This is a genomic window from Caldimicrobium sp. SLHALR3 (assembly GCF_058692735.1).
Map to the genome: position 1 here is coordinate 1,158,141 of NZ_CP182484.1, position 17,358 is coordinate 1,175,498.

A 17,358-nucleotide genomic window follows, 5' to 3' on the forward strand; every position below is an offset into this window, starting at 1 on the left:
TTCAAATTATGTTTTTTGAAACCTTTGCAGAATCAAAGGTTGCCATTTCGTGATAGATCCTCAAAGCTGCTTCAATAAGAAGCATGGCAAGAGCTGCTCCTGTTCCTTCACCAAGTCTTAAGTTTAGGTCAAGAAGGGGAGAAAGTCCCATGTATTCAAGCTGAGCTTGATGTCCTTTCTCCACTGACTTGTGTGAAGCAATCACATAATTTTTGACAAGGGGATTGATTTTGTAAGCAAGGAGAACCCCTGCCCCAGTGATAAATCCATCCATCACCACAGGAACTTTACTTTCTGCGCAGGCAAGGACAACTCCTGCACAGGCCCCAATTTCTGTTCCCCCCACTTTTGAAAGCACGTCAAGGGGGTCTTCTGGGTCTGGTCTGTGAAGCTTTATGGCTCTTTTGATAACCTCAATTTTTTTCTGAAAAAAGTGGTCATTTATTCCCGTTCCTCTTCCTGTGACTTCTTCAACCGGTCTTCCTGTGATTACAGCAGTAATGGCAGAGGAGGGAGTGGTGTTTCCAATTCCCATATCCCCAATCCCAATGAGGTTGTATCCCTGAGATATAGCTTCTTTGGCAAGACTATAGCCCACTTCAAGGCACTTTAGAGCCTCATCACGGGTCATAGCAGGTTCTTTGAGAAAGTTTTTCGTTCCGTAACAGACCTTTTTCTTGACAAGACCTGGCACATCCTCAAAGTCATAGTCTACTCCCACATCAACTACTCTCACCTCAGCTCCAGCAAATCTTGCAAGGACATTAATTCCTGCTCCTCCTCTCAGAAAATTAAAGACCATCTGAGCAGTAACCTCCTTAGGAAAGACAGAAACTCCTTCTTCGGTAACTCCATGGTCTCCTGCAAAGACAAAAGAAAGTTTTTTGGTGATTTTGGGAAAGGGGTCCTCAAAGATGGCAACCATTTGAGCTGCAAGCTCTTCAAGCCTCCCAAGGCTCCCCTTAGGTTTTGTAAGATTATCAAGCCTTTCCCAGGCTATCTTAAAATATTCATCCCTCAAAGGTTCAATTTTTAGTTTATAGGGCCATTCCTTTTTTGCCATTCCTTATTTAAAAAATAAAATTTTCCCAAAAATATAATCTCATCTTTTCTTTTTGCAAAAGATTGTGAAAAAATTTTTCAGTATAATAGAAAGTTTTTTTTTAAATTTATGGCTATAAAGTGTTAAAAGGAGACAAAAATCGCTTTGTATTACTACTTTAGGAATTTGTTGACTTATTGTAGATTTTTATTATAGTTTAATTTATGCCATTTTTAGCTCTTGATTGTGAAGGTCCTTTAACCCTTAATGATAATGCCTTTGAATATTCCCAAGCTATAATTCCTAAAGGTGATTATTTTTTTACTCAGATTTCAAGATTTGACGATTATCTGGCAGATATAAAAAAGAAGGAAGGATACAAGGCAGGGGATACCCTAAAACTAATTTTACCCTTTTTAAAGCTTTTTGGTGCTAATAATAAGAGCTTGAGAGAATTTTCTAAAAAGACCCTTGCCTTTTTGCCTGAAGTCCCACAAACTTTGTTTAAATTAAATCAAATTTTACCAACCTTTATAATAAGCACAAGTTACAAACCTTATTTAGAAGCTCTTTGTGAGGTTACAAACTTTCCTATGGAAAATGTTTTTTGCACAGAGGTTGACCTTGATAGAGTAAAGCTTTCTCCTTCAGAAGCACAGGTTTTAAAAAAACTTTACGAAGAAATAATTGAAATGCCAGAAATTAAGCTTCCTAAGGAGGCAAGTAAGCCTGAGGATTTACCTTTAGAGTTAATAAAAATTCTAGATCGCTTAGAGGAAATATTTTTTGATATAATCTGGAATATGGATATAGGGATCTTTTTAAGAGAAGTAAATCCTATTGGAGGATTTGAAAAAGCCAATGCTTGTGAAAAGATTTCTAAAGAGCTTTCTGCCCCTCTTTCAGAAGGGTTTTATGTAGGAGACAGCATAACCGATACTCAGGCATTGCAACTGCTTAAAGAAAACAGAGGAGTGGCTCTCAGTTTTAACGGCAATAGATATGCTCTTAGAAGTGCAGAATTTTATGTCCTTTCTAAAAAGGGGAGTGTATTTTTAGAGCTTTCTAAACTTTTTCTGGAAAAAGGAAAAGAAGGACTGGAAAATTTTAAAAAAACTGAGCCCTATGAGTTTGGCAAGGTCCCTTCTCAAAAAGAAGAATTTGAAAAGCTTGTTAATAAAAGTGAAGCCTTTAGAAAAAAGGTTAGAGGAGAGGCTATAGGAGCTCTTGGATGATTCCACTTCAGGATATACTTCCCCGCAGAAATCCTCCTGTAATGACCTGGTTTTTGATAATAGTAAATGTAATGGTATTTTTTTACGAAATTTCTCTAACTCCTTTAGAAAGAGAGGCTTTTTTTAGAACTTGGGGATTTGTTCCTGCAAGGTTTTTTGATGATTACTTTGCTGTATTGGTGGGAGAACCAGCTTATCGTAGATACCTATCCCTTTTTACGCATCTTTTTATCCATGGAGGCTGGCTCCACATAATTGGAAATATGTGGACACTCTGGATTTTTGGAGATAATGTGGAAGACCGCTTGGGACCCTTTAGGTTTCTTCTTTTTTACCTTCTTTGTGGAATATCTGCTACTCTTGTCCACTCCATAATTTATAAAAATTCGGTTATTCCTGTGGTTGGCGCATCAGGTGCAATCTCCGGAGTGATGGGTGCTTATTTCATGATGTATCCCTTAGCAAGAATTTTGGTAGTTTTTCCTGTATTTTTCTTTCCTATATTTTTTGAAATTCCAGCCTTTTTATATTTAGGTTATTGGTTTTTAATTCAGTTTTATAGTGGACTCTTTTCTTTAGCTCTTCCCACTTCCTTTGGAGGTGTGGCTTGGTTTGCTCACGTAGGAGGATTTTTAACAGGGGCTTTAATTTATAAATTTTTCTGCAAAAGAAAACGCAGATACTATCTTGACGAATATTGCATATTTGGTTCACTTTTTGACATAGACAAAAAATAAAAAGGGGTAGAGCATGTATTTTGGAGATATATTTTGGCTTATCTTTATAGCTATAGCTATGCAACCCTTTTTAAGGCAAAAATTTCTGGAAATTGCGAGACAAAAGGCTATAGAAGCTATTGAGAAAAAAAGAGGTTCAAGGGTTATTCTTCTTGTTCATCGCCAAGAAACTATGAGTCTTCTTGGTTTTCCGATTATGAGATTTATTGATATAAATGACTCAGAAGAAGTAATAAGAGCCATACATCTTACAGATAAAGATGTTCCTATAGATATAATTTTGCACACCCCTGGAGGTCTTGTTTTACCTTCACTTCAAATAGCACTTGCTATAAAAAAACATCCTGCCAAGGTTACCGCTTTTATTCCTCATTATGCCATGAGTGGAGGGACTTTAATTGCTCTTGCCTGTGACGAAATCGTAATGGATGAGCATGCAGTTCTTGGTCCTGTTGATCCTCAAATAGGAGAATATCCAGCTGCCTCAATTTTAAGAGCTGTTAAAAGAAAACCTTTAGAACACATAGACGATAAAACTTTAATATTGGCAGATGTTGCTGAAATGGCTTTAAAACAAATGAAGGAAAACTTAAAAATAATTTTAAATGAAAGATATCCACCTGAAAAGATTGAAGAACTTGCCGAAATATTATCTCAGGGATATTTTACTCATGATTATCCCATTACCTACGAAGAGGCAAAAAAACTTGGATTACCCGTAAGTAAGGATATGCCTGTAGAAATATACCAATTGATGAAACTATTTCCTCAACCTGTAAAAAGAACTCCTTCAGTTGAATATATTCCGCTTCCTAAAAAAGGAGCGAAGGATTAAAAAACTTTTAAATTAAAGTATTTAAAACTTCCTCAAAGGCTTTGTAGTTTTCTTCTCCCCAGAGGACAAATCTTACAAGTTTTGGTTTTTTATTTTCCTTGAGAAAATCTATAACAGTTTGTAAAGCAATTTTAGCTGCCTCTTTTATAGGATATCCATAAGCCCCTGTGCTTAAGGCTGGAAAGGAGATAGAGTTTATGTTGTGTTCTACCGCTTTTATTAAAGAATTTTTATAGGCACTTTTAAGTAGTTCAGCCTCTCCACTTTTTCCATCTTTGTATATAGGACCAACTGCATGGATTACATACTTTGCTTTTAAGTTTCCTGCTCCTGTTATAACAGCCTGACCTGTGGGGCAATGGGTATATTTGCTTCTTAATTCTTCAAGGATAGAAGGTCCGCCTTTTCTGTGTATAGCTCCATCAACCCCTCCTCCGGGGATAAGTCTCTCATTAGCAGCATTAACAATTGCCTCTGTATCTTGCTCAGTAATATCACCCTGAACTAACTCAAGAATACAATCTCCGATCTTAACGCTTTTCATACTAACTATTATAATATTCTATGTGAAAGTTCAAGAGGCTACTTTTAATGTTTTTCCTTTTAAATTTCATTTGGTTTGGAATGAGGAAGAAGAATTAATAAAATTAAAATTTGAATTTTGTTTTGATATGAAGCCCCAAGTTCTTAGCATAACCTCACAAGGAGTTTTAAATTTAATAAAAAATTTTTATCAAGCCTTTCTTGATTATTGGGAATTTAAGAAAGATTTTGTTGACATTCCTCACAAAGTTTTTGCAACAGAATTTCAGAAAAAAGTCTTAAAAGAACTTAAAAAGTTGAAAATAGGAGAAGTTTTAACTTATAAAGAACTCGCAAAAAGACTGGGATATGAAAATGCTTATAGAGCTGTAGGACAGGCACTTTCAAAAAATCCTTTACCCCTTATTTATCCATGCCATAGAATAATAGGAACCAAAGGACTTACAGGATATTCTCAAGGATTGATTATAAAACAGTTTTTACTTTATAGAGAACTAAATATAAATTTTTGACAAGTAATGTCAAAAATGTGACATATACTAAAAAGAAAGAGCTTGAAATTTAATAATTGATGATTAGGCATATAATTTGTAAAAGATATTAATAAAGTAGGAGGTGCTTATGGCTGAAGAGACACAGGTAGGAGTTCAAGAAAAAGAAGCTAAAAAAGGTGGTAAGAAAAAACTTTTACTATTTTTGGTTATAGGTGTTGTAATCATAATTCTGGCAGGTGGTTTAGTAGCTTTAATTACTTCTTTTAAAGGGGGAGAAAAAGGGAAGGTTGAAAAGAAACAATCTAAAGAAACTATTATTTATTCAATGGAACCCATAGTGGTAAATCTTTTTGATCCTACAGGAAAAAGATATCTTCAGATTAGACTTGCTCTGGAAGTGGGAGATAAAAAATCGGAAGAAAAAATTAAGAACGAAGAACCAAAGATAAAAGATGTAGTTATTAGTAGTTTAAGTTCTAAAACACCTGAAGAAGTTTTACAGCCCGAGGCGAAGGATTTGATAAAAAATGAGCTTCTAAAAAAAATAAATTCTGCACTAGGGGAAGAAGTGGTTTTAAATGTTTATATAACCCAGTATATAGTGGAGTAAGTTATGGAAGAAAAAATTTTAAGTCAGGAAGAGATAGATGCTTTACTTGCAGGACTTGCTGAGGGAAAAATAGAGATTGAGCCTGAGAAAAAGGAAAGCATAGGAGAGGTTAAGCCTTTTGATTTTAGAAATTATACTATTTCAGCTCGCTTAAGAATTCCTGGATTAGAAGTTATAAACGAACAATTGATAAGAAGTTTAAGAATGCATCTTTCAACTATTTTAAGAGAGGTCGTTGATATTCACAGTTTACCTCTTCAAATGGAAAGATTTAGAGACTTTTTAAATAGAATACCCGTTCCCACTTCTATTCATATTTTCAAATTAGAGCCTTTAAAAGGTCAGAGTCTTCTCGTAATAGATGCTACCTTGGCATATCTTTTTATAGAAAGATTTTTAGGAGGTGAAAGAAAACTTGTAAGGGTTGAGGGTAGAGAATTTACTTCCATTGAACAAAAACTAATTAAAAAAGTGGTAAATATTATTTTTGCTGAGCTTGAGAAAGCTTGGAGAAACATTACACCTGTTAAGGCAAAATATATAAGGAGTGAAGTAAATCCTCAATTTGCAAGAGTCCTAATGCCTGAAGAAACAGTAATAGTTACAGGTTATAATGTTGAGCTTGAGTCTTTAAGTGGAAAAATTCTTTTTTGTTATTCTCTCAATACTCTTCAGCCAGTAAAAGAAAAGTTATATTCTCCCTATCAATTTGAGGAATATGTTGATTTGGCTTGGAGAAAGTCCTTAGAAAGATATATTTTTGGAAGTGAGGTTAGTCTTTTTGCTATTCTTGGTAAAACTACTATAACTTTGGAAAATTTGTTAAATCTTGAAGAAGGAGATGTAATTGTTTTAGACAAAAAGATAGAAGAACCTGTAGAGATTTATATAGAAGGAGTTCCTAAGATGCTTGGTAAGCTTGGAGTATTTAAAAATCGTATGGCTGTTCAAATTCAAAAGTTTTTAACCTTAGAGGAAGAAAATGCTAAAAAGGAGGAAAGTTAATGCCAGAAGAAACAAAAGAAGTTTTAGAGGAGAAGGAAGAAAAAAAAGCAGAAGAAAAAGTTGAAGAGGTAGAAAAGAAAGAAAACTCTGAAGAGATAAGTCCTGATGATTTAATGGCTATGTGGGAAGAGGCACTTAAAGAAGCCAAACAAGAAAAATCTCAACCAGAAGAATCTTCATCTTCTCAACCTGCTAAACTGGAAGAACTTTCTCCAGCAAAAAAAGGAGGTGTATACCCAGAATTGGAATTTATTCTTGATATCCCCCTTGAAATTTCTGTTGAAATTGGAAGAACCAAAATGCTTATTAGAGATCTTTTAAAGCTCAATCAGGGTTCCATAATTGAACTTGATAAATTCGCTGGAGAGCCGGTAGAGATTTATGTAAACGGAAAACTAATGGCTAAAGGAGAAGTGGTTGTGGTTAATGAAAAATTTGGAGTGAGAATTACAGAAATTATAAGTGCTCAGGAAAGAGTAAAAAAATTGGGTTCCTAATATGGATTGGATTAACTATTTACAAAGCCTTGGTATTTTTCTGTTAGTATTAAGTATGCTACCTCTTGGAGCATATCTTTATAAGAAGGTAAATGTTAAAAAAACTACTTCTAATTACATAAAGATTCTTGAAATAAAGCCTATAAACTATAAAGCACAACTTTTGTTAATTGAAGTTGAGCAAAAGAAACTGCTAATAGGGTACTCAGAAAAGGGTTTTACCAGCTTAGGAGAAATAAAAGATGATGCTTAGTTTGTATGCCTTAGCTTTTCCTACTGTAACTTTGAGTTTAAAAAATGCCCAATCTCCAGAGCAATTTTCTACGATTTTACAAATTTTAATTCTCCTTACTGTTCTTTCTGTTGCTCCTGCACTTTTGCTGATGCTCACCTCATTTACAAGATTGATTGTGGTCTTTTCCATTTTAAGGCATGCTATCGGAACTCAGCAGACGCCACCTAATCAGGTTTTAATTTCGCTTGCTCTTTTTTTAACTATATTTATTATGGCTCCAACATTTCAGGCAGTATATGAAGAAGCACTTGTTCCTTATTTTAATAAGAAGATAAATGAAAAGGAAATGTTTGAAAGAGCAGCCAAACCTTTTAAAGAATTTATGCTTAAAAATACCAGGGAAAAAGATTTGGCTTTGTTCATAAAGTTAAGAAATGAACCGCGTCCTAAAACACCAGAGGATGTCTCCATCTTTACTCTTATTCCTGCATTTATGATAAGTGAGCTTAAAACAGCTTTTCAGATAGGCTTTTTGCTCTATATACCTTTTTTGGTTATTGATGTAGTTGTTTCAAGTGTTCTTATCTCTATGGGTATTTTAATGCTTCCTCCTATGATGATATCTTTACCTATAAAGCTTCTTCTTTTCGTGCTTGTTGATGGCTGGAATCTTCTTGTAGTTTCTTTGGTAAAAAGCTTTTATTAAGGGGGTGATTTAATATGACTGACACTACAGTTTTAACCTTAGCTAAAGAAGCAATTAAACTTTCCATACTTCTTTCGGGACCTATTCTTTTAACAGCTCTTTTGGTAGGTTTAATTATAAGCATATTTCAGGCTGTTACCCAAATTCAGGAAATGACTCTTACTTTTGTTCCTAAAATACTTGCCATGATTGTAGTTTTTATTTTAACTTTACCTTGGGCTTTAAAAAAATTGGTTACCTTTACAGAAAATTTATTTTTAAACATCCCTAATTTAATAAAATAGCCTATGGAGATGTTTCAAATTTTAGAAAATAACCTTTACAACTTCTTTTTTATCTTTTATAGAACACTATTGTTATTTCTTCTTTTCCCTATTTTTGGGGTTACCTTTTTTCCTACAAAATTAAAAATTCTTCTTTCCTTAGTTTTTGCCTTTATTTTAACCCCAGCTCTTACTTTTAAGCTCCCTCCACTTGATAATATAACTATTGTAAAATTTTTAGTGTCTGATTTCGTTTTAATTTTCCTCGTTTCTCTCATTTTTAGAATCATGTTAGCAGGAATACAATTAGGAGGAGAACTCGTGGGGATACAAATGGGTTTTGGAATATCTCAGACTATAGACCCTATTTCAGGATTTAGTATGCCTGTTATTTCTCAATTTGTGTATATAATTCTTTTGTTGCTCTTTTTTAGTTTTGATTTTCACCATTACTTAATTTATTTTCTTTATAAAAGCTTTGAAAAATTTCCTCCTGGCAGTTTTCCTATAAAAGAAGACTTTGCAGTATTTATGATAAAAAAAAGCAAACTTATATTTGAACTCGCTATAAAGTTTTTAGCACCTCTTTTGGTTTTTATGATGCTTATTTATGTTAGTTTAGCTATTATTGGAAGACTTATACCTCAAATGAATGTTATTTTTGTAGCCTTTCCTTTGATAACAGGACTTGGTCTCTTGTTTTTTGGTTTGATGCTTTATGTTCTTCCAAGGATTATATACCCTGTATTTGAAAATTATTTTAAATCTATATTTACTTTTTTGAGGTAAAACTATGCCTGAAGAGCTTCTTGAAGAAAGGACAGAAGAACCCACGCCGCGAAGGCGTGAGGAAGCGAGAAAAAGGGGACAGATTGTTAGAAGTAGAGAACTGTCCTCAGTTGCGATTTTAGCAACTGGTTTTTTTACTTTTATACTTTTAAGCTATATGTTTTTTAATCAGTTTTATCTTATTTTTTACAAGTCCTTTAATAGTTATTATTTTGATCTGAATATGTCTACCTTCTTAAGCCTAAACAAATCAATTACTACCTTTGTTTTAAAAATTATTTTGCCATTTTTTATTATAATTTCTTTAACAGCTGTTATTGTTTATCTTTTTCAAACTGGGGGAGGGGTCTGGGCAGAAGAGGTCATCAGTTTTAAATTTGAAAGACTAAATCCAGTGGAAGGTTTTAAAAGAATGTTTTCCTTGACAGCTCTTTTTGAGCTTTTAAAGGCTTTGTTGAAAATTTTTATTATATCTGGTGTTACCTACTGGATTATAAGTAAATACATGCCTAACATTTTAAAACTTTTTGGAGTAGATGTTTCTTATTTAGCATATAATTTTAAAGTTTTTCTAAAGGATTTTTTCTCTAAGCTTCTTGTTATTCTTGCAATTCTTGGGATTTTAGATTGGCTTTATAACTGGTGGGATGTGGAAAGAAGAGTAAAACTTACTCGTCACGAGTTGAAAGAAGAATTGAAACAAACTGAAGGAGATCCCTGGGTAAGAGCAAGAATAAGACAAAGACAAAGGGAAATGGCTCGTCAAAGAATGCTTGCAGAAGTTAAAAAAGCAGATGTGGTAATAACAAACCCTACCCACTATGCTGTGGCATTGAAATATGAATTGGGTAAAATGCCTGCTCCACAGGTGATAGCCAAAGGAAAAAATTATCTTGCTCAAAAAATTAGAGAGATTGCAGAAAATCATAAAATTCCTATATATCAGGATCCACCGCTGGCTCAATTACTTTATGAGAAAGTTGAAGTGGGAAAATATATACCTGAGGAGCTTTACCAAGTAGTGGCTAAAGTTCTTGCTTATGTATATAAATTAAGAAAAGATAAATTAGAAAAATTGAAAAAATCAGGATTTAGAGAAAATATACTTTAAAACTAAGTAAAGATGGCTAAAGAATTAACTCTTAAAAACTTTTTTGATTTTTATAATCTCACTGCTATAGTAGGGATTGTAATTTTACTTTCCATTATTCTTTTTCCCCTTCCTCCCTATCTTATAGACCTTGCTTTAGCTCTTAATTTTTCTGTATCAGTACTTATTCTTATTATGACCATGCAGGTGAATAAACCTCTTGATTTTACAGGTTTTCCTGCTTTGCTTCTTGTAACGACATTATATAGACTTTCAATGAATATAGCTACTACAAGAGTAATTCTTTTGAGAGGGCATGAAGGGACTCATGCAGCAGGGCACATTATTAAAAGTTTTGGAGAGTTTGTGGTAGGAGGAAACTATGTTGTAGGTTTTGTAGTATTTCTAATTCTTGTTTTGATAAACTTTATAGTTATTACCAGAGGAGCTCAAAGAATTGCTGAGGTAGCAGCAAGATTTACTCTTGATGCTATGCCAGGAAAACAGATGGCTATAGATGCAGACCTTAATGCTGGATTAATTGATGAAAAAGAAGCAAAAAGAAGAAGAGAAGAGATAGCAAAGGAAGCAGATTTTTACGGAGCTATGGATGGTGCATCTAAATTTATAAGAGGAGAGGCAATTGCTGGGCTTATTATTACCTGTGTTAACATAATAGGAGGTATTTTAATAGGAACTCTTCAAAGAGGGCTTGATTTAGCAACATCTGCTAAAACTTATACCATATTAACTATAGGAGATGGTTTAGTTTCTCAAATTCCAGCTCTTATTGTTTCTACTTCTGCTGGAATTTTGATAAGCAGAGCTGCAGCAGAAGCTGGAATGGGAAAAGATATTGCTATTCAGTTTGCAGCCCGTCCAGAAGTTCTTATGCTTGCAGGAGGAGTAATTTTTGTACTATCCCTTATTCCTGGGCTTCCTTTTTTACCTTTCTTTATCTTAAGTATGTTTCTTTTAACTTTGGGATATCTTTCTTATTCAGCTCAAAAAGCTAAAGAAGAATTTATTCCAGAAGAAAAAGCTCCGCCACCACCCCCAGAGATAGAAGAAATAAGACCTGTTGAACTTCTTGCTATTGAAATGGGATACGGATTAATTTACTTAGCAGATGAAACCAAAGGAGGAGACTTACTCGCAAGGATTAAAAATTTAAGAAAACATCTGGCACAAGAACTGGGTATAATGGTTCCTCCTGTTCATGTAAGGGATAATTTAGCTTTGAAACCAGGAGAATATTCCATTTTAATTAAGGGTGTAGAAATTGCTAAGGGAGAACTTATGCCTAATTATTTGATGGCACTGCCTTCAAGTCCAGACCTAATTCCACCAAAAGGTGCAATTCCTACCAAAGAACCGACCTTTGGAATGGATGCTTATTTCATAACTGAAGAGCTAAGAGATGAAGCAGAAATGGCAGGTTTTACTGTGGTTTCACTTTCTACAGTAATTACTACACATCTTGCTGAAATAATTAAGAAATATGCAGATGAACTTTTAACCAAACAGGAAGTGCAAAGAATTATAGATACTTTAAACAAGTATTATCCAAAAATAGTAGAAGAATGCCTAAACAATGTTAGTTTGACCGTTATTCAGAAGGTACTTCAAAATCTTGTAAGAGAAGGAATTCCCTTAAGAGATCTTATAACTATTTTTGAAACCATTAGTGATTACGGAGTTTCAATTAAGGATCCTGAAATATTAACAGAATATGTTAGACAGAAATTGTCAAGATATATAGTAAAGCCAGCACTTAGAGATCGTACTTTACCTGTGATTTTAATTGGAGACGATGTGGAAGAAATAATTAAAAAATCCCTTCAGAGAACCGAGCAAGGAACTTTTCTTATGATTGATCCTAAAATAGGAAGCAAAATAGTTGCTGCTTTAACTCAGGCTGTAGAAAGGGCAAGCCAAAAAAATATTATGCCTGTAATTCTTTGCAGCCCCACTGTTAGAAGACACTTAAGAAAGCTTATAGAAAGAACTTTATCTCATATACCGGTTATTTCCCAGGCAGAAATACCTCTGGAAATACAAATAGAGATTTTGGAAGTTGTTAGATTGGTGAAGGAATAAAAGATGAGGATTAAAAAATTTAGAGGTAAAACCATTTTAGAAGCTTTAAATAAAGTTAAAAGTGAATTTGGAGAAGAAGCTGTAATTCTTGCTTCTGAACAGGTAAAAACTGAAGAGGGAATAATTTATGAAATAACTGCAGCTATTGAAGAAGAGGAAGTAAAAATAAAAGACAACTTCCAGTATAGGTCTTTAAAATTTGGAAAAGACGAAGACGAATTTAAAGATTATATCAGCAGAGAAATTTCAGAAATAAAAATGATGTTAAAAGAGACCTTAAATCCTCGGCTTAAAGATATAAACTATTTAAAGCTTATTGAAAGGGGTGTTCCTCCTTTCATAGCTAAAACTCTAAGTTCCACCAATTCCAATTTAGCAGAATTTATTTCTAAAACCTTAAAAGAAAAGGGAAGTGTTCCTAATTCTAAATATCAGGTATTTATTGGAGATTCAGGAGCAGGTAAAACTACTAACATTTTTAAACTCGCAGCTTGGTATAAATATAGACACAAAGCCAAAGTTTTGGTAATAGATACAGACGATTACAAGGTAGGGAATAGTTTTCAGACTAAAAGAATGGCAGAGCTTTTAGAAATTGATTTTGAGATTTTAGATATTGAAGAACTTGAAAAGATAAAACCAGTTTTTGCTAAATATAATTATGTTTTAATAGATACTCCCGGTCTTGAAAAAAGGCTTTTTATAAATGATCTTGAGGAAATGGTCTTTAAAATGCCGTTTTTAAGATTTCAGTGGGTTGTAAGAGCAACAGAGCACTATGAGTATATTTTAAGAATGTGGGAAAAAATTGAAAAACTTCCAGTAGAGGGTATATTTCTCACTTTTGTAGATAAAGTTTATAACAGTCTGCCACTTTTTTGGATACTTGATAGTAGAATACCTCCTATTACCTTTATTTCTAATGGAGAAAGACTTCCGGAAGACATCCTAAAAGCAGAAGAGGAAACCATTAAAAAATTACTTTTAAAAAGTATTGCAAATTTCTAAAAAGGGAGGAGTTATGAGAAGCATTGCTATAGCAAGTGGGAAAGGAGGGGTAGGGAAAACAAGTTTTGTAATAAACTTAGCTTTGGCTCTTTCTCAGCATCATCAGAAAGTTCTTATTTTTGATGCAGATCTTGGGCTTGCTAACATAGATGTAATGTTGGGAATTTCTCCGAAATTTGATATTAGATATGTAATTAATGGAGAACTTGCATTAAAGGATATTGTCTTTCCTACAGAATATAACTTTGATCTTATTCCTGCAAGTTCAGGTGTGGTAGAATTGACAAATTTAAATTCAGATCAGAAATTACTTTTAAAAGACCAAATGGAAGAAGTTTTAAAAAAATACGATTATCTTCTTTTTGACGCCTCTGCTGGTATTTCAGAAAATGTATTGTTTTTTATGTATCTTGCTGAAGAAAGGATAGTAATCTGCACTCCAGAGCCAACATCTATTGCAGATGCCTATGCCCTCATAAAAGTGGCTTATAAAAATCACAAATTAAAAGACTTTTACTTAGTCGTAAATATGGTGAAAGATGAAATTGAGGGGAAAAGAATTTATCAACAACTTCTATATGTGATAGAAAGATTTTTACCCGAAGTTAAGCTTTCCTACTTAGGAGGGATTCCTTTTGATGAGTGCGTTAAAACTGCAGTAAAATCGCAAATTCCTTATTTGAAACTTTGCCCCGAAAATAATGTCAGTAAAAAATTAACACAAATTGCTTTAAAATTACTTAAATTTAGTTCTCAAGAAGTGAAAGGATTGGAGAATTTTTTAGAAAGGTTGGTAACAGTATAAAATGAAAAAATTAATGGATAAGTTTTTCATAGAAAAACCGCCTTTAGAAGAAGTAATAGAAGAATTTTTGCCATTAATTAATTACTGGGCAAACAGATACGCATATTATGGAACTCCAGTAATTAGTAAAGAGGATTTAGTGTCTGCGGGAGTGATAGGACTTATAGAAGCTTATCACAGATACGATCCTTCTAAGAAAGTTAAATTTAAAACCTATGCTGAATTTAGAATAAAAGGGGCTATGCTTGATGAAATAAGAAAGTTAGATATAATACCGAGAAGTGTAAAGAGCAAAATTAATGAATTTGAGGAAAAACTGAGAAAACTTTATCAAGAACTTGGACGCATGCCAAAGGATGAAGAAATTGCAGAATTTATGGGATTGAGTTTGGAAGAATATTATAAATTTTTAGAAAGTATAAAAGGAGTGACCTTTATTGATATAGAAAGTTTTAAACAGAAAATATCCGATTTAGAAGAGGAAGACATTTTTGAATTTATTGCAGGCGATAAAAAAGAGGATCCCTTTGAAAAATACGCTTTAAAAGAATTGCAGGATAAGTTAGCAGAAGCCTTGGAACATCTTTCAGAGAAAGAGAGATTGGTGCTGGCATTATATTATTGCGAAGGATTGACAATGAAAGAAATTGCTAAGGTATTAGATTGTACAGAAAGTAGAGTTTCTCAAATACACAATCAAGCAATTTTAAAACTTAGAAGTATTTTAATTAAATAATTTTTTGAAAGGGGAGGGATAACAAAAGTGGCATTAAACACAAATATCAAAATTTTAGTAGTAGATGATTTTGCAACTATGAGAAAGATTATAAAAAACATTCTTACTCAGCTTGGATTTAAAGACATAATAGAAGCTGACGACGGGACAACAGCTTTGGAATTGTTGAAAAAACAAAAGGTGGATTTGATAATTTCTGATTGGAATATGCCTAAAATGCCGGTAATTGAACTTCTAAAGGCTGTTCGTAGTGATGAAAAATTGAAAGATATAAAATTTATCATGGTTACCGCTGAAGCACAGAAGGAGAATGTATTAGAAGCTATTAAACACGGAGTTAATCAATACGTAGTAAAGCCTTTTACTCCAGAAACTCTGAAAGAAAAATTAGAAAAAGTTCTTGGAGACTAAAAATTGGAAGAAGATATTAAGAAAAATCTCAAAGAAATTGAAGAAGAAGTAAAGGAAAAAGAAAAGACTTCAGAAGTAGAAGAAAAAACTGAGATAACTCCTGAAAAGGCAGAAGGTTTAGTTGAAAAGTTAATTAAGCCTGAGGAAGAAAAAGAAGAAGTTCCAGAAAGAAAACCTCTAAGATTTAAATCAAGAGATTTAGTCCTTATATCTGGTAGTATTTTTGTATTAATTTTTATTCTTTTAGGTGTGTGGATTGGGTTAAAGTTAATAAAAGGAGAGGTAAATAAGAAAGAAAAAGTTTTCTCTGAATCTGAGATAAAAATTCCAGAAAGTCAAGCTTTTAAAAAATTTTCCAAGATAGTAATAATGAAAAAGGAAAAAGAGAGAGAATATCCCTATAAACTGGAACTTAAAAATTTTTTAATTCCTTTAGGTGCAAAGGAATTTTTAAGTCTGAATGTAACTTTATACTTTGATAACAGCACTTCTACAAAAGAAATAGCTGAAGCTGAGCTTGATTTTAGAGAGAAACTCTATAGCTATTTTAAAAATGTACCACCTGACACATGGAAAAATGAGGAGGCTGTTAAACTTTTAGAAGAAAGACTTAAAGAGAGTTTGAAAAAGGATAATATAAAACCAATTCCTCAAAAAATAATATTTGAAGGTACTATATTAAAAGGATAGAAAGTGAAATATGGAAGCATTTTTAATTATCCTTTTAATTACAGATCTGGTAATGATAGGGGTTTTAGTTTTCTTTTATATAAAGTTTAAAAAGGTTTTAGAATTACCCTGGGAAGACATTAAAGAAAGTATCGAAAGGGCTTACGAACTTGTTAGTAAACTTGAAAAGCTAAAACCCTCTTTAGAGACGCCTCACAAAACTGATATTAAAAAAGAAATAAAAAGGTTAGCAATGGAAGGTTTATCTTCTAAGGAGATTGCTAAGAAGTTAGGTATCTCACAGGCAGAAGTAGAGTTAGTTTTAACTTCTCAAAAAAACTTAAAAGAATAAGTAATTATGCAAATTACTGCACCAGCACCAATTATTTACTTACCTGAGAATTTATGGTCTTTTTTTACAAAACCGGGAAGAACCTTGTTAATAAAAGTGCTCAATATAGAAGGAAAAACTCTTCATTTAGAACTTGGAGGAGAAAAGTTTCAGGCAAGAATTGGAGGCACTCTTCTTCCAGAAAATTTTACCGTTGGGGAAGTTTTAAAAGTAAAGGTTACCAAAACCGGCAATCCCATAATTCTTCAGGTTATTTCTCCAGAAAAAGAGGAAGGAGAACTTAAATTTTTATATTTGATAAGTGCTAAACTCGTTGAAAAACCTATAAGTAAAGAAAGTTTTGAGAAGGATGTTAATCTCTTAACAGCTTTTATAAAAGACTTAGTGGATATAACAAAAAAAGAAAAAAAGGAAATCAATGACAAGGAATTTAGAGATTTATTTGGAGATAAAATTAAATCCTTCAAATTTATTTATAAAGATGAAAAAATAATAATTCCCTTTGTCTTTAGTGATGAAAGGTCTTGGGGGTTTTTAGAACTGGGGGAACCAAAAGAAGAGGGAGGTAAAATAAAACTTTTTTACTTTAAAATGTTTTTTGAATATTTAGGATTACTTGAATGTTTTTTAAGCTATATAGAAAATGAAGTTTATGTAGATCTTTACTTTGCTAATAAAGAATCTTTTGAACTTGCTAAAAAGGAAATCAAAGTTTTAGAGAATTTATTTGTTACTTATAAAATTCCAGCAAAAATTAGTTTAAATATGCTGGAAATTTTACCAGGGCAAATATTAGAGAAAGAAGGATAAGGTATATAAAAAATGTATAAAGTGCTGGTGGTTGATGATTCAAAGGCAATAAGAGAAATAGAAAAAAAATATTTAGAAGAAATGGGATTTGAAGTATTAGAAGCAGAAAATGGTGAAATTGCATTAAAAGTTTTAGAGGAAAATCCAGATATTAAATTAATTTTGCTTGATTGGCACATGCCTGTTATGAATGGTTATGAATTTTTACTCAAAGTTCGTTCTAATCCCAATTGGTCAGATGTCAAAATTATAATGGTAACCACAGAGAATCAACAAAAAAGCATAGTAGAAGCTATTATGGCAGGAGCAAACGAGTATCTAATGAAACCTTTTGATAAAGAAATGTTAGAAACAAAAATTAAATATGTTTTAGAAATATTTTAAAA

23 protein-coding genes are annotated in these 17,358 nt (G+C 32.7%); 21 read left to right on the plus strand and 2 right to left on the minus strand.

Annotation, left to right across the window (positions count from 1 at the left end):
- Position 1 precedes the first annotated feature (1 nt).
- Positions 2 to 1,063: a nicotinate-nucleotide--dimethylbenzimidazole phosphoribosyltransferase gene (cobT, locus tag ACLGLP_RS06165; protein WP_492112404.1), complete on the minus strand. Its 1,062-nt coding sequence runs from the start codon at positions 1,061 to 1,063 to the stop codon at positions 2 to 4.
- 203 nt (positions 1,064 to 1,266) lie between these two features.
- Between cobT and ACLGLP_RS06170 the strand changes: the two genes are divergently transcribed.
- The 3 genes from ACLGLP_RS06170 to ACLGLP_RS06180 are packed head-to-tail and all read left to right on the plus strand — an operon-like array spanning position 1,267 to position 3,849.
- On the plus strand, positions 1,267 to 2,277 hold the full coding sequence (locus tag ACLGLP_RS06170) for a hypothetical protein (RefSeq protein ID WP_492112405.1): 1,011 nt from the start codon (positions 1,267 to 1,269) through the stop codon (positions 2,275 to 2,277).
- Complete coding sequence (locus ACLGLP_RS06175) at positions 2,274 to 3,014, plus strand: rhomboid family intramembrane serine protease (protein WP_492112406.1); 741 nt, start codon at positions 2,274 to 2,276, stop codon at positions 3,012 to 3,014. The genes ACLGLP_RS06170 and ACLGLP_RS06175 overlap by 4 nt, the downstream gene beginning before the upstream one ends.
- Before the next feature lie 13 nt (positions 3,015 to 3,027).
- Positions 3,028 to 3,849, plus strand: a complete 822-nt coding sequence (locus tag ACLGLP_RS06180; RefSeq protein ID WP_492112407.1) for an SDH family Clp fold serine proteinase — start codon at positions 3,028 to 3,030, stop codon at positions 3,847 to 3,849.
- 7 nt (positions 3,850 to 3,856) lie between these two features.
- Here ACLGLP_RS06180 and ACLGLP_RS06185 read toward each other — a convergent pair whose 3' ends face one another.
- Positions 3,857 to 4,393, minus strand: a complete 537-nt coding sequence (locus tag ACLGLP_RS06185) for a macro domain-containing protein (RefSeq protein WP_492112408.1) — start codon at positions 4,391 to 4,393, stop codon at positions 3,857 to 3,859.
- Between the two features lie 22 nt (positions 4,394 to 4,415).
- Between ACLGLP_RS06185 and ACLGLP_RS06190 the strand changes: the two genes are divergently transcribed.
- The 18 genes from ACLGLP_RS06190 (at position 4,416) to ACLGLP_RS06275 (ending at position 17,356) form a co-directional block, all read left to right on the plus strand.
- On the plus strand, positions 4,416 to 4,904 hold the full coding sequence (locus tag ACLGLP_RS06190) for a methylated-DNA--[protein]-cysteine S-methyltransferase (protein ID WP_492112409.1): 489 nt from the start codon (positions 4,416 to 4,418) through the stop codon (positions 4,902 to 4,904).
- 109 nt (positions 4,905 to 5,013) lie between these two features.
- Positions 5,014 to 5,496 carry a flagellar basal body-associated FliL family protein gene (locus tag ACLGLP_RS06195; protein ID WP_492112410.1) on the plus strand — a complete coding sequence of 161 codons (483 nt, stop codon included), beginning with the start codon at positions 5,014 to 5,016 and terminating at the stop codon, positions 5,494 to 5,496.
- 3 nt (positions 5,497 to 5,499) lie between these two features.
- A complete protein-coding gene (gene fliM / locus ACLGLP_RS06200; protein ID WP_492112411.1) occupies positions 5,500 to 6,501 on the plus strand; it encodes a flagellar motor switch protein FliM in 1,002 nt (333 codons plus the stop codon).
- Positions 6,501 to 6,998, plus strand: a complete 498-nt coding sequence (fliN, locus tag ACLGLP_RS06205; RefSeq protein ID WP_492112412.1) for a flagellar motor switch protein FliN — start codon at positions 6,501 to 6,503, stop codon at positions 6,996 to 6,998. The genes fliM and fliN overlap by 1 nt, the downstream gene beginning before the upstream one ends.
- Before the next feature lies 1 nt (position 6,999).
- Positions 7,000 to 7,251, plus strand: coding sequence for a flagellar biosynthetic protein FliO (locus ACLGLP_RS06210; protein WP_492112413.1), 252 nt, complete (start codon positions 7,000 to 7,002; stop codon positions 7,249 to 7,251).
- Positions 7,241 to 7,939: a flagellar type III secretion system pore protein FliP gene (gene fliP / locus ACLGLP_RS06215; protein ID WP_492112414.1), complete on the plus strand. Its 699-nt coding sequence runs from the start codon at positions 7,241 to 7,243 to the stop codon at positions 7,937 to 7,939. The genes ACLGLP_RS06210 and fliP overlap by 11 nt, the downstream gene beginning before the upstream one ends.
- 14 nt (positions 7,940 to 7,953) lie before the next feature.
- Positions 7,954 to 8,223 (plus strand): flagellar biosynthesis protein FliQ, encoded by a 270-nt coding sequence (gene fliQ / locus ACLGLP_RS06220; protein ID WP_492112415.1) that lies wholly within the window; start codon positions 7,954 to 7,956, stop codon positions 8,221 to 8,223.
- A 9-nt stretch (positions 8,224 to 8,232) separates the two neighbouring features.
- Positions 8,233 to 8,991 carry a flagellar biosynthetic protein FliR gene (locus tag ACLGLP_RS06225; RefSeq protein ID WP_492112416.1) on the plus strand — a complete coding sequence of 253 codons (759 nt, stop codon included), beginning with the start codon at positions 8,233 to 8,235 and terminating at the stop codon, positions 8,989 to 8,991.
- A gap of 4 nt (positions 8,992 to 8,995) precedes the next feature.
- The gene (gene flhB / locus ACLGLP_RS06230; RefSeq protein WP_492112417.1) at positions 8,996 to 10,102 is read left to right on the plus strand and encodes a flagellar biosynthesis protein FlhB; all 1,107 of its coding nucleotides are present in this window, start codon (positions 8,996 to 8,998) and stop codon (positions 10,100 to 10,102) included.
- Positions 10,103 to 10,114: 12 nt separating this feature from the next.
- Positions 10,115 to 12,181, plus strand: a complete 2,067-nt coding sequence (gene flhA / locus ACLGLP_RS06235) for a flagellar biosynthesis protein FlhA (RefSeq protein ID WP_492112418.1) — start codon at positions 10,115 to 10,117, stop codon at positions 12,179 to 12,181.
- 3 nt (positions 12,182 to 12,184) lie between these two features.
- The gene (locus ACLGLP_RS06240; protein ID WP_492112419.1) at positions 12,185 to 13,189 is read left to right on the plus strand and encodes a flagellar biosynthesis protein FlhF; all 1,005 of its coding nucleotides are present in this window, start codon (positions 12,185 to 12,187) and stop codon (positions 13,187 to 13,189) included.
- A gap of 13 nt (positions 13,190 to 13,202) precedes the next feature.
- Positions 13,203 to 13,994, plus strand: coding sequence for a MinD/ParA family protein (locus ACLGLP_RS06245; protein WP_492112420.1), 792 nt, complete (start codon positions 13,203 to 13,205; stop codon positions 13,992 to 13,994).
- A 1-nt stretch (position 13,995) separates the two neighbouring features.
- A complete protein-coding gene (locus ACLGLP_RS06250) occupies positions 13,996 to 14,730 on the plus strand; it encodes a sigma-70 family RNA polymerase sigma factor (RefSeq protein WP_492112421.1) in 735 nt (244 codons plus the stop codon).
- A 27-nt stretch (positions 14,731 to 14,757) separates the two neighbouring features.
- Complete coding sequence (locus ACLGLP_RS06255) at positions 14,758 to 15,141, plus strand: response regulator (protein WP_492112422.1); 384 nt, start codon at positions 14,758 to 14,760, stop codon at positions 15,139 to 15,141.
- Positions 15,142 to 15,144: 3 nt separating this feature from the next.
- Positions 15,145 to 15,831, plus strand: a complete 687-nt coding sequence (locus tag ACLGLP_RS06260; protein ID WP_492112423.1) for a hypothetical protein — start codon at positions 15,145 to 15,147, stop codon at positions 15,829 to 15,831.
- 10 nt (positions 15,832 to 15,841) lie between these two features.
- Positions 15,842 to 16,162, plus strand: a complete 321-nt coding sequence (locus ACLGLP_RS06265) for an ECF-type sigma factor (RefSeq protein WP_492112424.1) — start codon at positions 15,842 to 15,844, stop codon at positions 16,160 to 16,162.
- A gap of 6 nt (positions 16,163 to 16,168) precedes the next feature.
- On the plus strand, positions 16,169 to 16,972 hold the full coding sequence (locus tag ACLGLP_RS06270; protein WP_492112425.1) for a hypothetical protein: 804 nt from the start codon (positions 16,169 to 16,171) through the stop codon (positions 16,970 to 16,972).
- 12 nt (positions 16,973 to 16,984) lie between these two features.
- Complete coding sequence (locus ACLGLP_RS06275) at positions 16,985 to 17,356, plus strand: response regulator (RefSeq protein ID WP_492112426.1); 372 nt, start codon at positions 16,985 to 16,987, stop codon at positions 17,354 to 17,356.
- Positions 17,357 to 17,358 lie beyond the last annotated feature (2 nt).